Source organism: Polaribacter sp. Asnod6-C07 (assembly GCF_045063625.1).
Classification (GTDB): domain Bacteria; phylum Bacteroidota; class Bacteroidia; order Flavobacteriales; family Flavobacteriaceae; genus Polaribacter; species Polaribacter vadi_A.
Genome location: NZ_JBEFOF010000005.1, coordinates 306,290 through 323,680 on the forward strand (window position 1 = coordinate 306,290; position 17,391 = coordinate 323,680).

Annotated in this window: 8 protein-coding genes; 5 read left to right on the plus strand and 3 right to left on the minus strand. The window is 32.5% G+C overall.

Annotated elements, in window-relative coordinates:
- Positions 1-28: 28 nt before the first annotated feature.
- From ACJJVK_RS01365 to ACJJVK_RS01375, 3 genes are read right to left on the minus strand one after another with little or no spacing between them, the layout of a single operon-like run.
- Positions 29-1,642 carry a hypothetical protein gene (locus tag ACJJVK_RS01365; protein WP_405562442.1) on the minus strand — a complete coding sequence of 538 codons (1,614 nt, stop codon included), beginning with the start codon at positions 1,640-1,642 and terminating at the stop codon, positions 29-31.
- Positions 1,643-1,684: 42 nt separating this feature from the next.
- A complete protein-coding gene (locus ACJJVK_RS01370) occupies positions 1,685-4,243 on the minus strand; it encodes a hypothetical protein (protein ID WP_405562443.1) in 2,559 nt (852 codons plus the stop codon).
- A 46-nt stretch (positions 4,244-4,289) separates the two neighbouring features.
- Positions 4,290-5,813, minus strand: coding sequence for an arylsulfatase (locus ACJJVK_RS01375; RefSeq protein WP_405562445.1), 1,524 nt, complete (start codon positions 5,811-5,813; stop codon positions 4,290-4,292).
- 284 nt (positions 5,814-6,097) lie between these two features.
- Here ACJJVK_RS01375 and ACJJVK_RS01380 point away from each other — a divergent pair, with 284 nt between their 5' ends.
- The 5 genes from ACJJVK_RS01380 (at position 6,098) to ACJJVK_RS01400 (ending at position 17,093) form a co-directional block, all read left to right on the plus strand.
- Positions 6,098-8,476, plus strand: coding sequence for a glycosyl hydrolase family 95 catalytic domain-containing protein (locus ACJJVK_RS01380; protein ID WP_405562447.1), 2,379 nt, complete (start codon positions 6,098-6,100; stop codon positions 8,474-8,476).
- Positions 8,477-8,484: 8 nt separating this feature from the next.
- Positions 8,485-10,020, plus strand: a complete 1,536-nt coding sequence (locus tag ACJJVK_RS01385; RefSeq protein ID WP_405562448.1) for a sulfatase-like hydrolase/transferase — start codon at positions 8,485-8,487, stop codon at positions 10,018-10,020.
- 24 nt (positions 10,021-10,044) lie between these two features.
- Positions 10,045-11,883: a sulfatase gene (locus ACJJVK_RS01390; protein WP_405562450.1), complete on the plus strand. Its 1,839-nt coding sequence runs from the start codon at positions 10,045-10,047 to the stop codon at positions 11,881-11,883.
- 98 nt (positions 11,884-11,981) lie between these two features.
- Positions 11,982-13,964 (plus strand): T9SS type A sorting domain-containing protein, encoded by a 1,983-nt coding sequence (locus tag ACJJVK_RS01395; RefSeq protein ID WP_405562452.1) that lies wholly within the window; start codon positions 11,982-11,984, stop codon positions 13,962-13,964.
- A gap of 138 nt (positions 13,965-14,102) precedes the next feature.
- Positions 14,103-17,093, plus strand: a complete 2,991-nt coding sequence (locus ACJJVK_RS01400) for a sulfatase-like hydrolase/transferase (protein ID WP_405562454.1) — start codon at positions 14,103-14,105, stop codon at positions 17,091-17,093.
- Positions 17,094-17,391: the final 298 nt, after the last annotated feature.

Genomic DNA, 17,391 nt, shown 5'->3' on the forward strand with positions numbered 1-17,391 from the left:
TTTAAATACGAGTGGTGATTTTTAAATCTTATTTATCAAACGAAACAACTACCTTATCTAAAATTGGTTTTGATTCATTTTCTGTAGTATCCGTCATTTTAACCTCAAATTGAAAACCATATCCTTTAGGTAAGTCAGAAAAATTCATTTGCGCAGGAGTTTTTTCAATTTGTTTAGAAAAACCTTTGATATAATCATACTGCTCCTTTACAACTTGCCAATCGCTCCACTCATTCACCAATCCATCATTAGTGGTATCTACACCCATTCTTACTTTTACGGTTTCAACCCAAGGACCAGAACTTACATAATCATTTCTTGTTTGTGTAAGTAAGTAGTATTTACCTTCTGCAAACATAATATCTGGATCTGGATGTCCTTGACCTATATTTCCACAAAACTCAAATTGTTTATTGATGTTATCAGAAGTAAACCAAGCGACACTCATATGTTTACCACCTGTTTTACCTGCAGGATCATAATCTGCGAATAAATAATATTGACCACCAATAGAAATAGAAGCCCAATCTCCAAAAGAATTTTGTTCTGGCTCATGGATTTCGTATTTACCAAAAGAAACGACGTCTCCTTTTTTGATTCTTTGTCTAGGAATATCAACAGGTGACGCTTTTCCAGGATAGTTATCAGGGTCTTCCTTAAACCAATGTGGATGTGCATATTCAGCAAATTTACCAGTTGGTTTGGTGCGTTCATCTACAGCAGGATTTAAAATTTTAAAATCATTAAAACCATCTTTACTAACTGCATGAGTTGCTAAGGGCGAATCCCAAGCATGCGTAGAAGCATCAATAGGCGACCAATCTTCAGCTATAATATGAAAATTTCCATCTAAATCTCTAATAACTGCACAATCTGAACCATCTGAAGGATCCTTAAAAGCCATGCCCATTTTTTTACCAATAAGACCATCAGTTAAGTTTTCATCAATAAGTAAATGCGGATCTTGATCGTTTGGAAAATCATAATAAAAATAAAATTTTCCATCAATATATTCTGCAGAAGTTACCCAACGTGAAGACATATCTGATATAGGTCCATAATGCACCCAGTTTTTCATATCGATACTATGCCAAGCATGGTACCCCTTTTTAGTTTTCTTTAATCCTGCTGGTGCATCAAATTGATTTTTAAGATGTGTTGTTTTTAATACAACATCATAACCTATTAAGGTTGTATCCTTACTCTTAAAATCTTTTGGGCGTTTATTCTTTTTTCTAGTATCATATTTACCAAACATCCAATAGTTTCCATCACCTAACTGTAATGCTACAGGGGCATCACCTAAATTGGCTGGTGCTGCAGTAGGAATTTGTTCCCAATTTAACCATTCTGCTGATTGAGAAAAAGTAATGGATTTTGCAGATTTCTTTTTCGTAAACTTTTTCATTGAGCTTTTGAAAACAGCCTCTTTCTCAGTAGGAATTACTTTTCCTTCGGTGATTTCTAAATTTGATTTCTCAGCAATATTTGCTTGCCAGTCTTCTTGTGACTCAATTGTCCAAGTGTTACCTTTTGAAGAATCAATGTTTTGGGCTTGTTGGACTCCACAAGCTACGAAAAGTAAAGTTGTAAATGCTAGTAAAAAGGCATTACTTATTTGTATTCTATTCTTTGTTTTCATTAAATTATTTTTTAATTGTAAATACTGAATTTTGTATATTATTTATTTTGTAAAAGAGAAAGTAATTGGACTCTGATGTCTCCACACTTTTACTGTGTGTTTACCACTAGGTAAGCTTTTCATATTTTTAATAAAAGTTTGTTCTTCTTTTATTTTATCAGAATTTAATTCTATCACAACATCATCAACTTTAAATCCCATTTTAGCCAATTTACTATTCTTAGGAACAGAAACTAATAACACTCCATATTTCTGAAACATTCCAGTTGCAGAAAGTTCTGCTTCTGTATTTAATGTTTTAAATTTAGCTCCAAAAAGCCCTTTCATCTTTTTCTTAACAAAAACATTAGACGCTACTTCTTTAGGTGAAAGAATTTTAGGTTTCATTGCCAAACGCTTCAATTTATCTGAAGTAACACCGAAACCAGACATTGGAAAATTTTTAAATCCAAGTTTTAAAGCTTCTGATTTACTTGAGACTGTAAAATCGCCATGCTCAAGTTTAGATTCTGTAAAAAGAACATTACCATATAGACTTTCTGCATCATCTTGTGTTTGCTGTTGTGCTCCATAAGCTGGTACAACTTTTTTAGAATCTGGATTGTGAGCGAAATTGAAATTTCTAGTTCCTCCCCAAAGCGTTGGGTTACTAGAACGATATATTGGTGAACCCCAAAGAATGTTTCTTTCAAAAACATCCTGAGTTGGTTTAGGGTAGGGTACATTACACGTGTATCCTCTGCCAAGGATGATATTATTAGTTACAACACGATGATATCCTTCACGTGTTTTAATACCTCCAGATAGACTTATATTATTGTAGATCTCATAATTGGTAGATCCGTCATCTAAATCAATATCCCAACCATGATCACATTGCATTCTATTATTTCGAATAATAGTTGTTTGATAAGCATCCCATAAAGGAGCATTTGGATACTTTTCTATATAGTAACTAATCATTGCTTTTCCATTCTCATCTCTATAGTCAGGTCCTGATGGTCCAGCTCTAAACCAGTAACGATCTCTTCCCCAAGAGTTAAAAGCTCCATGATCGTGTGTTTCTAAAACCGTTTCAAAACAATCATTCCATTCAATAATATGACCACCCCAAGTTCCATCACAAACGTTAATGGCAGCTCTTGGTGTATGACTGATTGTGTTATGACGAAGTGTAATTCTTGATGACATAGATATATTAATTCCTGATGCTTGTTTTTCAAAACGACCACAAAGCATCATTAAATTATTTTCTACAATACAATCTGCTGGATAATCTTCTGATTTTGGTCCAATAGTAGTATCTATTTCATCTAATGGTGGAGGAAGATGTTGAAAACTAAATGAAGGATCACGAACTGCAGCAAAGGAACCAACAAAGTTTACATCCGTAGAACCATTATTTTGAAAAATATTTTCTTTTATTTGAATATTACGACTATAGCTATCAACAAATACAGCATTTCCTCCCAATTCTTTAAAAGAACAATGATTGATGACAATATTTTCCGTTCCTCTCATATGAATAGCTCCACCACGATATACACACCAATCACTTCTTAGTAAAGGTTCAATGGTTTCTCTTAAAGTTCTTTTAGTACCTGTAAAATTAATTCCAGAAATCTGAATATGTTTTACTGGATTAGTTGTTTCATAATTTTTAACAACGGTCTCTTTTTGAGCATTACCACTTTTAAGAATGACCATTTCTGAAACAGGATGCTTATAGTCTCCATAAATATTGATAAGATGCTTAATTTGAAGTACAGCTTCAATCTTTATGTTGTTAAGATTTATATCCGCTTCTGGCATATAATACAACCAACCATCCTTAGTATTATGATACCATTCTCCTGGAACATCTAATTCTTCAAAAACGTTTTCTATCATTCGATACCCTTTGTGAGGTGGAGCAGAACGATTGTTTTGCCAACCACCTTCATAAACCAATTCTCCTTTAGCATCTTTACCAGTCACAAAATAATGCTGACTTCCCCATAACCCTCTATGCATACCATTTAAAATTGCTCCAGTAGGATCTTTCCATTCTGCCGCTTTTTTAGCATCCCAAGCATCTGGAGCTGCTCCTGAAAAAGGAACTGTTCCTGCTTTTTTTCCACGTACAGAAGGGTCACCATCAGTAGGTATAAAACCTGCATTAAAATTAGGATATCTTGCCATGTGTTGTCTTTTCTGATCTACAAAAAGTTGATCAATTGCATTTAAATCTCCCACATTGGTGCGATAAATACCATCTTTAAATTCTTCCCATTTAGAAGTAATTAATTGTCCTCCTGTAATAACTACGTTTTCATTTTTAGCTGCAGCATAAACAACAGGATATTTTTCATTACCACTATCTGCTGTGGTAATTTGTAAAGGCGTTATTAATCTATAAACTCCCTCATGTATAATAATGTTACATGCTTCTTTTCCTAAAAGCCCACTAGCTCTTAATTTAGCTTGTGCTGCTTTTATGGTAAGTAAAGGTTTGGATTTTGTTCCATCATTAGAATCCGAGCCATTAGTTGCCACATGGATATCTATTGCATACACTGGCATAATGCACAGTGCTAATAATAAGACGATTAATTTCTTCATTAACTTATATATTAATTTTTATTTTTTTTCCTTTTTAAACAGTAAATTATTTAGCTTTATCTTCTGCATATATATTTACTTCTCTATCATTTTTTTGATTTTCTCCAGATGTACTTCTTCCTTTATCTACATAAGATTGAAGTAATTTTGTCAATTCTTTTACTTTTTCAGGATATTTATCATACAGATTCGTGGTTTCAGCAATATCGTCTGATAGATTGAATAACTGCAAACTAGGAGATCCTGCTGGAGTTTTACCAGCTCTTGGAGTACTCCAACCACCAGATCCAGGACAAAGAGCTAGTTTCCAATCTCCTTTTCTGATAGAAAAAGAACCATTAATACTATGACTAATAATGTCTTCTCTATTTGTTTTCTTTGGATTTTTTAATGTTGATAAAAAAGAAATGGCATCTACACCTGATGCATCATCTAACTTTACACCTGTAATATCAGAACAAGTAGCTATAAAGTCAGTCATACATGTTAGTCTTTCTGTTTGCGTTCCAGGTTCTATAACTTCTGGCCAACGAATAATAAAAGGAACGCGATGTCCACCTTCATAAATATCTGCTTTATTCCCTCTTAAATTTCCACTTGGTGAGTGTCCTTTCTTTTTTAAAGCAGGAATTTTTGCTGCAGGCGAACATCCATTATCCGTAGAAAATAAAACAATTGTATTTTCGGCTAAATTATGTTTATCAAGTGCTTTTAGAACTTGGCCTACAACCCAATCTGTTTCCATTAAAAAATCTCCATAAGGCCCCAATTCAGATTTTCCTCTCCATCTTTCACTAGGAACAATAGGCGTATGTGGTGAGGTTAATGGCAAGTATAAAAAGAAAGGTTCTTTTTCTCCAGCTCTCTCGTTTATATAATCAACAGATTTTTCTGCAAAAACTTGCAAACATTCACCTGATTTAAAACTTGGAGCAGATGGTCCTTTCCTAGAACGTATTTTTGGATCATTCATAACAGAAGGAAGTTCTGTCACTTTTTCATTTTCAATATATACATATGGAGGCATATCTAAAGAAGCTCCTATTCCATAAAAGTAGTCAAAACCATTACTCGTAGGTGTTATAGCAGGTTTTGTATAATCGATATTCCATCCACCACCTATTTGCCATTTTTCTTTTTTGTAATTAGGTAACAATTCCCAACCAATACCTAAATGCCATTTCCCAACCATAGCTGTATGATAGTCTGCTTGCTTTAACAAACTTGCTACAGTGGTTTCACCTTTTTTAAGCAACGGTTTCGTAGTTGGTTTATTGATAACCCCTTTAGATAAACTTGTACGCCAATTATAACGTCCTGTTAAAAGTGAATATCGAGAAGGTGTACAAACAGAAGATGAAGTATGCGCATCTGTAAAACGAATTCCTTCTGCAGCCAAACGATCTAAGTTTGGTGTTGCAGCTTTCCCTGTGGTATGAGAAACGTCACCTATTCCCATATCATCAGCATAAATAAAAATGATATTAGGACGACTTATATCTGCCTTTTTTTGCGCCCAAAAATTTTGACTCAAAATTAAAACAACAACAGCAATTATAGATTTGTACATTTTTAATAAGATTATATTGTTAAGGTAAAATTATTATTTATCATTAATATAAGCTTACTCTAATCTCTCTTTTTGTTGCTCTTATTGAATAGAGTTAAACATCCATACTTTATGACAAGAATTCTCATCATACATACTTATCGCCTTATAATGAATTGTTTATATTTCAGATTTATCAACTAAATGTTAGCGAAATGTTGAATTACAGAAAGGAATTGAATGATTAGAGTAAAGCTTTTTTTAATATAAAAATTAACTTTGTCTTTTGTAAATAATAATTATCTATGTTTAACTTAAAAGTTTTATTTGTTTGTATTTTAATTTTATTTTCAATTCCGTTTTCTTCTCAAGAAAAACAGGTTGATTTTAAAGTGGACTACGAATCGTTTCTATCTAAACATGATATGCTTTGGGATTTAGTTCCTGATAAATGGCAAACAGCACCTTATTCAGGTAATGGAAATATTGGTTTTTTATTTTATCAAGCACAAGAATCAGAAAAAAATGTAATCTCTCTTCACATAGGAAGACATGATTATTACGACCATAGAGAAGCTAAAACAAAGGCAGATGAAATGCTTTGGATAAAAAGAAGTAGATTACCTCTTGGCCATTTTCAGTTAAAATCTAAAGGAAAAATAACAGGAGTTGATATGCGTTTGGATTTATGGAATGCTGAATTAACAGGTTCTGTAACTACTTCTAAAGGAACTTATAAAATTAAGGGTTTTACGCACAGCACAAAAGATGTTATCTTTTTTGAAACAGACACAACTGATGAAAATGTAGAAATTACTTGGCATGCAGAAGATCCTATTCCTCCTGTTTATGAAGTTTTAAAAAGTGGAGGAGGTCCAAAAGGTGGCACTTGGGATAAAATGAGAGCGGTAACTTTAGAGATGGCTCCAAAACCAACATTTAGCGAGAAAAACGGCTACTCTTTTTGTTATCAACCTTTATTTGATCATAGAGGAGAAACCACTACAGGTTATAAAATTACTGGAAATCCTTCTGGAAAACAGCAATTAATAACGAGCGTTCATCATAGCTATCCAGAACGAAATTCACTAGAAATAGTTACTAAAAATTTAGAAATCGGAGAAAAACTGATTAAAGAAAATAGCTTTATTTCAACACATAAAAAATGGTGGCATGAGTATTATCCGTTGAGTTTTTTAACTATTAATGATGCAGAAAAAGAATCTTTCTATTGGATACAGATGTATAAACTAGGATCTGCATCTAGAGGAAATGGACCTATTTTAGATCTGATGGGACCTTGGTACAATAGAACTTTTTGGCCAATGGTTTGGGGAGATTTAAATGTGCAATTAATTTATTGGACACATTTAACTGCAAATAGAATGTTTATTGGTGAATCTTTACCAAATAATATTGATAAATACACTGCTAATTTAGAAGGAAACACACCAAAACATTGGAAAAACAGTGCTGCAGTTGCTGCTTTAATGCCTCAAGATTTAATCGCTTTTAATGGTGGGAAAGTGCCAGATATGTTAGCTTGGATATTAAATGATTATTGGTTGCATTGTCAATTTGATGGTGATGATATCCGAATGCGAGATAAATTATTTCCTATTTTAAAGAAGACAGTGAATAGTTATTTAAATTACATTAAAGACAATCCTGTTGATGCTAAAGATGGAAAAATTCATATAAAATATAGCTGGTCTCCAGAATACAAACCAGGTCGTGGTCAAGACATTAATTTTACGCTGGCTTTAATTCGTTGGAGTTGTCAAACTTTAATAGACATTGATAAGCAACACAATTTAAATGATCCTTTGGTAAAAGAATGGGAGAATTTACTAACTAATTTGGTTGATTTTCAAATTGATGAAAACGGATTGATGATAGGAAAAGATAGACCTTTTGCAAATCCACACAGACATTATTCGCACTTATTGGCTTTTTATCCATTAATGGTTATTACTCCAGAAAAAGAAGCTGATAAAAAACTATTACGCACTTCATTAGACCATTGGTTAGATGTTACTTTTAATAGTGGTAAAAAAATTAAAGCAATGCCTGTAACAGGTTATACAGCTACTGGAGCTTCTTCTATGTACGCTAATTTAGGAGACGCAGAAAAAGCTTATTATTATCTTGATTTTTTAATCAAACATAAAAATATTTCATCAACAACAATGTATTCAGAAGGTAAAATCAATCCAGTAATTGAAAGTCCTTTATCATTTGCTACAAGTTTACATGATATGATGTTGCAAAGTTGGGGAGGTAAAATAAATGTATTTCCTGCAAGTCCAAAAAGATGGAAAGATGTTTCGTTTCATAACTTAAGAACACAAGGAGCCTTTTTAGTTAGCGCAAAAAAAGTAGATGGAACAACAGAATTTGTATCCGTAAAAAGTTTGAAAGGAAACGAATGTAACGTTCAGGTCGATTTTAAAAACCCTAAATTTTATATCAATGGAAAATGTGTTTCAATAAAGCAAAATGCAAATGGTTCTTATCATATAAATTTAAAGAAAAATGAATCGGTAATAATTACTTCCAAAACTTTAAACAAAACCGATTTAAGTATTAAAGAGTTACCAAAATCTAAAAAAGAACAGAATCTTTTTGGATATGGGAGCAAAACAAAAAGATTACCTGGTCATAAATATTACAGTGCTTATTAAATTCAACAATGAAAACAATTTTATATAATTTATTTATTATTTCTTCCTTTTTATCATGCACTGCAGTTACACAAACTGTGCAAGCGCAAAAGAAAAAACCGAATGTAATTTTTATCTTTTCTGATGATCAAAGATTCAATTCTTTGAGTATGACAGGAGACCCTATTATTCAAACTCCAAATATTGATGAATTGGCTAAAGAAGGAGTCTTTTTTAACAATGCATATATGACGAGTCCTATTTGTGGACCAAGTAGAGCAAATATTTTTACAGGACAATGGGAACGAAGAAATAAAATTGGCTTTACTTCTGTTTCTAAAAATCTTATTTCTGAAAACACCTATAAAAATAGCTGGCTAGCACAATTAAAAGAAGCAGGATATTCAACCGCTTTTATTGGAAAACATCACACGAAAATTGGAGATAAAAAAAACACACCTTTAAGAGAAGATGTTGATTTTTGTTATTATGGTAATGGTCATTTAGGATTTTATCCTGGTAAAAAGCACAAAGTATTTAGAAACTTAAAAAACGAAACACAAGTTGAAGGAATGTTAGAGGCTACTAAAGCTTTTTTAACACAAGGAGAAACTTATGATTATTTTTATAAAAATGCGGATGAATCTATTAAAAATCAAATTAAAAAAAGAGATCCTAAAAAACCTTTTTCTGCTTGGATTAACTTAAACCTTCCACATGCATCTAGTATTGGAGGAATGGGTACAAGAGCATCTGATCCTGAATATTACAAAACAGGATATGATGATGTGAAACATAAAATTGAATTGCCAGATGGATATCCACAGAAAATCAGTTTACCTGAAGATGTATATGCCACTAAAGATTTAATGAAATATTATATTACTGCAAAAAAAGGGAAATTATTAAATGAGAAACTAAAAATGACTCGAGCAATTCATGCCATTGATGTGATGGTAGGTAATTTGCGTTCATTTTTAAAGGAAATTGGTGAAGATGAAAACACAATTATTGTATTTACTTCAGACAATGGTTTATTTTTAGGCGAACATGGATTAGGTGGAAAAACTATTTTATACGATGAATCTGTACATGTACCTATGATTGTGTATTCTCCTTTTTTCAAAAATAAAACAAAAGGAAAAGTAATAGATAATTTGGTGGTAGGTCAAGATATTCCTGCTACTCTTTTAGAAATGTGTGGTGTAACTATTCCTAAATCTTATCAAGGAGAAAGTGTACTTCCTTTAATTGAAAAAAATAATGTAAAATGGAGAGATGAAATCTTTTTAGAAAACTTATTTACAGATCAAGGATATCCACGTCAAGAAGGAGTAAGATCTAAGCAATATAAATACATTCGTTCTTTTAGTAAATTAAATGACCGAAATAAATATGTTCCAAATCTATCTTCAAAAAATAACGAACAACCTATTTACGAGGAATTGTTCGATATCATAAAAGACCCAAAAGAACAAAATAATTTAGCGGGAGATAAAAAATATATCAAAATATTAAACGAATACAGACAAAAATGTAAAACCTTAGTGTCTGAACTAAATTAGTTTTAAAATTAAGTAATTAGCATCATGAAAAAAGTATTTCTATTAGTAATGGCCTGTTTAGTTACGTCAAGCAGTTTTACACAAGAAAGACCACAAAAACCAAATGTATTAGTAATATTAACTGATGATTTAGGTTGGCAAGATGTAAAGTGTTACGATATTGACGAACCTTCTCCATTCGAAACACCAAATATTGATAAATTAGCTACAGAAGGCGTTCTTTTTTGGCAAGCTTATTCTGCTGCAACTGTTTGCTCTCCTTCTAGAGGAGCTATTTTATCAGGTAAACATCCTGTTCGTCTAGAAAGAACTAGCGTTAGAGGAGGTCATCCACCATTACCTTTTAATCATGGGTCTTCATTAATAAGTCCTTGGATGAGAGGTGCTTTAGACACATCAGAAGTTACAATTGCCGAATCTCTTAAAACCAATGGTTACAAAACTGGACATTCTGGTAAATGGCATGTAGGTATTGCAGTAACAGACTATCCAGAACCGAAAGATCAAGGTTTTGATTTCTCAAAGCATGGTTTTGGATCTCATAAAAGAATGAAAGACCGCACAAAAGGATTTTCTACTTCTGATAAATCTGATCCCTTTTATTTAGATGAAGAAGGTTTTCCGTTTGATGATATTACTCAAGATGGAATCGATTTTATGGATGGAAACAAAAACGATCCATTTTTTCTATTCTATTGTTCTCGTTTAGTTCATACACCAATTCATACAAGAAGTGAAGCTTTATTAAAAAAATACTACCAGAAATTAGGAATAGATTATCCTAAAGAAAAGGATCTTTGGGAAGAAAAAGGACAAAGAAATGCCTATTATGGTGCAATGGTAGAAACGATTGACCATTATACAGGTTTATTGATTAAGTACCTTGAACAAACTGAAGACCCAAGGTGGCCTGGGCATATGTTAATTGAAAATACGTATGTGGTTTTTACTTCTGATAATGGAGGTATGGAGCAACATACTGGTGAAATTATTACAGACAACTATCCATTAGATAAAGGAAAAATCAATGCTAAAGAAGGAGGTACCAGAGTTCCTTTTATTGTAAAAGGCCCAACAATTTCTTCAAATATAGAATCTAACGTAATGGTAAATGGTCTTGACCTTTATCCTACAATACTTAGTTGGACAGGAACCCAAAAAGAAGACAATCAAATCTTAGATGGTGCTGATTTGTCTATTTTACTAGACAAAGATCCTACAGATTCAAAATTAGTAATAGATACTGAGACTGGAGGCCCAAGAAACACAATGATGTGGCATTTCCCTAACAGCTCTATGCAATCCACCTTACGTATTGATGGATACAAACTTGTTCGTCAATATGTTGATACTGATGAAAAAGCAAAATTAGAGTTATATCATTTATACGAAGATGGTTCAAAACGTATAGATATTGAAGAGGCTAAAAATATTGCTTCTGCAATGCCTAAAAAAGCAAAAGAAATGGATCGCCTTTTAGATAAAAGATTGGAGAAATTAAATGCTAGATACCCATTTTTAAACCCTGCTAGTAAGAAATCATTACCTAATAAAGCTAAAATACCTACTGTTGTTAAAAATGGTGTTGACGGAAATAAAGTATGGCTACAGTTTAAAAACAATGGCGCTAAAGTTGTAAAAGCAGAGTTAATATATACAAAAAACGGCGGTGTAAAAGGTGAAATTTGGTTTCCTATTACCATGAAGCTTACTGGTAATAAAGTTTGCGTAAAATTACCTAAAGGAACCACACATTATGTCTTTAATTTGGTTGACGAAAACAATTTTTTAATTAGTTATCCAGATGCCGGTTACCAAAAAACCACAAAATTATTTGCAACGAAAGCAATACAAGTTAAATAATATATTTCAATCAAAGAAAAAGGGATATTTTACAATGTACCAAACATTGAAAACTATGTTTCTAATTTAAGTAATGAACCAACCTTATCACTAACATCATGATCAAAAAAATTACGTTTTTAATAGTATTCCTTTTTTCTGTACAAGTTTCTAACGCACAATTTTTGTGGTTAGAAGATGAAACAAATACGCGCAAAATTGAGTTTACAGCCGAAGAAGATATACCTACAAATTTAACAGGAAACATTCCAAACCCTAATACATCAGGAATTAACACACACACTATTGTCTCTAAATATAATAGACCTGAAGGGACTAGTGATTTTTTATCTTTTAACTTATTCAATTATGTAACAGATTTAACCGATTATACAGTTACTCTTAAAGCATATATTGACATACCTACTGATGAGCTTACTTCAAACAATTCAAAACTTAGAGTCTTTTTTCAAAGTTCAGATGAAGGAGGACGTGTTTTTGAACAATTGAATTTCACAGTTGGGCAACAATGGGAAACTTTTACATTTCATTTTCAAGATGTTGCTATTCCACAAAATGTATTAGATGTTGGAGGATATGATCTTATGGTTATTGGTTTAGCTAATGGTAGTATAGAAGAACCAGCTACAACTTACTATTTTGATGAAATATATGGAGCAACAGATCAAACTGCAACAACAGTAGATCACCCAGCTGAATGGTTAGCAGGTTCGTGGGGTGCTACCTTTCCTGTTTGGGGTGGAGAAAGGCTAGATACAGAAGTCGCTGGCGGTCACGATGCTATAAGCGGTGTACAGGAACTAGTAACAGAACTTCCTGCAGTAGGACATGTAATTACAAATCTTTCTTATTTTGCTCATTCACATTATTTTACTATCAGAGACAATACCAATGTAGATGTAGCTACTGAGATAAATGAAAGTTTAGTTCCTAGTGCTGAAAATCAAGAAATAATACTTGAAGTTTTACAAACTCTAAAAAATTCTGGAAAGAAAATTATTTTGTACATATCTACAAATTATTTAAACAGAGCAAGTGATGAAACACAAGCAGCTTGGACAGCATATTATACAGCTAATTTTGGTGGAGATGAATATGCAGCATATAGGGATTTAGTACAAGGATTTATTCCTGCCATAGCAGAATATGCTGATGGTTATTGGTTTGACACAACCTCAACACTTCGTGACGATGGATATTTAGAAGATTTTGTACAAATGTTTAAAGATGCGGATCCTGGTGCTGCAATGTCAGTTTCTGAGTTTGGGCATTTACATTATATAGACGGAGAACCAGTTACTGTTGATTCAGATGGAATTGATGATGAAGATGAAAGAGACTATAATGTATCAAACTTTAGAGGAAACAACTCTTATTCAGATTTTACAAGAGGACACGTCTCAGCATTGGGTGGTGGAGCTCCTCCAAATTCATGGGGATATGAAGAGTTTACATTACCTGCTATGGTTGGGAATCCTTGGTCAATTTATGAAAAGAAACAAGTACTAAAACATGCATGGTTTCCTATTAGAGCTTCTTGGCATGGAACCAGATCTGATTTAGTATTTGGGATAGAAGACGCTTACCGATTTTCTAAAATTCTTTTAGATGCTAAAGCTGGTGTTACATTTGCTAATACAGTATCTAGTACTACTGGAATTGCGGGACGTATGACTCCAGATGAAATGGTGATTATGAAAGAAATTAATGATAGACTTTTATCTAGTTCTGTACCTAATTATGAGCCTTATGTAAGACCAGAAGGAGCTTTTCTGTTGGGAGAAATTGATGATATTCTTTTATCAACTGATGGTTTTATAAATCCAACATCCAATCCATCTCAAATTAATTTATATCCTAACCCTGTAGTTGATGAGTTAACCATTACAAAGACTGCAACTGGTATCTCAAAGATAATTGTTGTGTCTGTTACAGGTACAAAAGTATTAGAAAAGTTATGGGATGATGGGACTTTAACAACACAATTAGATTTGTCTAAATTAAAATCAGGAATGTATTTTATAAAACTTTCAAGTGGTAATAACTTGAGTATCACTAGAAAAATAATAATAACAAAATAAGCTACTCAAACAGTATAGAATAATTACTTATCAAATTATAAGTTAATTGTAATCATAGAGTCAATAATTGATTGTTTAGAGCAAATTGAATATTGTAGAGCCCTTTATTTTTGTATAAAAAATAATAAAACATAAATAATGAAAAAATCAATTTTATATTTCTTTTTGTTTATCACAATTTTTTCTCTTAAAGGGCAAGAATTAGTTAAGCCCAATATTGTTTTTATTTACGCAGATGACCTAGGTTGGCAAGACACTCAATTAAATGATGTTGGTGATGTTGTTCCTTGGGAAACACCAAATATGTTAGCATTGGCAGAGAGTGGAGCTAATTTTTCACAAGCCTATGCTTCAGCACCTAGTTGTGCTCCATCAAGAGGAGGTACAATGAGTGGTAGAATGCCTCTTAAAAATAAAATGACTCACGTAGCTGGAGGGCAAATACCTGAAGGAAAAAATTCAAATAAAATCATACCTTCATATTATCCAGGTAGATTACAACTTGATGAAGTTACTATAGCTGAAGCTTTGAACCCTTTAGGATATGTATCTGGTCATGTTGGTAAATGGCATATGGCAGCCAATCACAATATTTATCCAGAGGCCGTAGATCAAGGTTTTGATTATCAAGATACTGATAGAGGAATTACGAGATCTATGGGAGATAGGTCAGTTGATTTTGCTACTGATGCTGAAGATGATCCTTATAGATTAGATGAAGATGGAAGACCTTATGATGCTGTAACAGAACTTGCATTGGATTTTATGGCTGACAATAAAGAAGAGCCCTTTTTTCTTTACATGGCTCATTGGTTGGTACATTCTCCTATTCAAACTAGAGATTTAGCATTGCTACAATATTATTGTGATAAATTAGGAATTCCTCTGCCAACAACGGATGCAAATATTACGACACCAGGGCAAACGAATCCATATTATGGAGCAATGATTGCTAGTTTAGATTGGAGTTTAGGGAGAGTTGTAGATTATTTAAAAGAGACTGATGACCCAAGAAATCCAGGGAAAAAATTATTTGAAACTACGTATATTATTTTTTCATCAGATAATGGAGGTGCAGAAGTTCATGGTACAGAAATTATTACAGATAACTTCCCTTTAGATAGAGGAAAAACAAGTCCTAAAGAAGGTGGGTTACGTACGCCTCTTGTGATTGCTGGACCTGGTATTGTTGCAGGTGAAACATACAATAATATGGTTTCTCATTTAGATTTCTATCCTACAATTATGGAGGTGACTGGAGCTGATGAGCATGCTGATAATACAAATGTAATAGCTAATTTAGATGGTGTAAGTTTATATCCTTTTTTAAGTGGATCTGAAACAGAAATAAAAAACAACGACGATACAGAAAGAACAGATCTTTTTTGGCATTTCCCACATGGAACAGATGATAGATCAGCGTCAGCTATTAGAAGTGGAAATTATAAATTGTATAAAATCTATGTTGATGGAGGTTATTATCAAGCGTACAAATTATATAATGACGATGGTTCTGATAATGATATAGAAGAAATGTTTGATGTTATAGATACAATGGATTCATCTCTAAAAAATGAAATGATCCAAAAATTAGAGACCCTTTTAACTGAGAACAATGCAAGAACACCAGTGTTTAATCCAGATTATAATGGTGATCCATTAGAGAATCAAGATATTGTTCCGTCTGTTGTTTCAACAGTTTTTGATCAAGATACAGGTGTAGCCACAGCAACACTAACTACTAATGCTGGAGATGCTATTATTGAAACGGCTTATTTACTTTATAGAATAGAAGAGGTAGATTCATCAGAAGAAGAGTGGTTTGAAATTTCAGCAACTATAAATGGCAATGTGATTACAGCTGATGTACCAGAAGTAGCTACAGGGGTTATATTTACGTTAGTAGATGAAAATAATTTTTTAGTAAAATCAGAAGCGATATCAATATTTAATCCTCATAAGATAACACTTGCTAATTCTGTTGGAGAACAATCTTTTAAAGTAGTAGAAGAATATGCTGAGATAATTGGAAATACAACTATAGGAGGTACAGCTTATTTACAAGCAAGGACTGAAGAAGGAGGAGATGGAGCTAAATTTTATGTAAAAGCTCCTGCTGATGTTGAAACTATAACTTGTGATAAAATTACATTAGGAATTATATCTCAATCAGGAGATACTGTAAATGTTGATATAATTATTGATGGAGAAACACAAAGTTTTACCTATGTAAGTACAAATAATAATACTGCTGAATTATTTGAATTTGATACTCCAGTTACATTTACACAGTCAGCTAAAGAAATTCAGGTGATAACAACCTCACTTTCTAACTCAGAAGGGTTAGCACCGAGAGTAAGATTTGTAAATCTTTTCTTTAATGTTTTAGGGGCAACAGAACCACTTCATGAAATAATTCTGAATAGTTCAGAATTGGAACAAACTTTTACAGCTGTAGATAATTATTCAGAATTGCTTGGAGGTACAGCTGCTGGGAGTAATATTTATTTGCAAATGAGAACAGAAATTGACCCAGAAGATAATCTTGAAGGAGATGGAGCTAAATTTCTTGTGAAATCTGCAGAGGGTTATCAAAGTACATTAAATAAAGTAACATTTGCTGCGACTTCTCAAAAAAATGATATTGTAGATGTGGCAATTACCATTAATGGAGAGACGCAACAGCAAGATACTTATACAAGTGGTGGTAATAATGAAGGTAATAATTTCGAGTTTGTATTTGATACTCCACTTACGATAGCTGATGATGAGGCTACAGAAATAAAATTTGTAACAACAGGTCTTTCTAATTCAGGAGCGGATGTTGTTGGACGATTAAGAGTTCAAGATATTATATTTCATATCTCTGAATTTGTTTTAGGAGTTGATGATTTTGATAAGGAAACGAATAAAGAGATAAATCTATATCCTAATCCTGTAAAGAATACTTTTAGCCTCACAAAGGAAGTAGAATCTGGTATTTTGTACAATGCATATGGGGCAATAGCGTACAAATTTGAAAACGAAAATAAAGACATTGACATATCTAATTTAAAGCCAGGTATATACTTACTAAAAGTAATATGTAAAGATGGCGTCAGAAAACATATAAAATTATTAAAAGAATAAGTTTATTATACCCCAATTTAAGCCCCCCTCTATAAATTAGAGGGGGATTTTTATATAAATAAGAATCGTTAGAGAATAAAGTTATTGTATATACTTATTTCAATTTACGTACATAGATAAGTATTCTTTTAATATCTAGAAATAGAAACGTTTTTTTTATTAACCAGACAATAAGTGAAAAAAAGGCTAGAAATATTCGAAATGTAAGAACGCCACTCATTTAAATATAAAAACTATGATTTAATGATATTTAGACGAAGGGTAAGTTGTCTAAGTAGAATTTATTTCTAGGTACCTT

Excerpts from the sequence above, each read along its gene's own strand:
- ACJJVK_RS01400 (WP_405562454.1), top strand. The coding sequence starts at position 14,103 with ATGAAAAAATCAATTTTATATTTCTTTTTGTTTATCACAATTTTTTCT.
- ACJJVK_RS01370 (WP_405562443.1), bottom strand. The coding sequence starts at position 4,243 with ATGAAGAAATTAATCGTCTTATTATTAGCACTGTGCATTATGCCAGTG.
- ACJJVK_RS01390 (WP_405562450.1), top strand. The coding sequence starts at position 10,045 with ATGAAAAAAGTATTTCTATTAGTAATGGCCTGTTTAGTTACGTCAAGC.
- ACJJVK_RS01385 (WP_405562448.1), top strand. The coding sequence starts at position 8,485 with ATGAAAACAATTTTATATAATTTATTTATTATTTCTTCCTTTTTATCA.
- ACJJVK_RS01365 (WP_405562442.1), bottom strand. The coding sequence starts at position 1,642 with ATGAAAACAAAGAATAGAATACAAATAAGTAATGCCTTTTTACTAGCA.
- ACJJVK_RS01380 (WP_405562447.1), top strand. The coding sequence starts at position 6,098 with ATGTTTAACTTAAAAGTTTTATTTGTTTGTATTTTAATTTTATTTTCA.
- ACJJVK_RS01375 (WP_405562445.1), bottom strand. The coding sequence starts at position 5,813 with ATGTACAAATCTATAATTGCTGTTGTTGTTTTAATTTTGAGTCAAAAT.
- ACJJVK_RS01395 (WP_405562452.1), top strand. The coding sequence starts at position 11,982 with ATGATCAAAAAAATTACGTTTTTAATAGTATTCCTTTTTTCTGTACAA.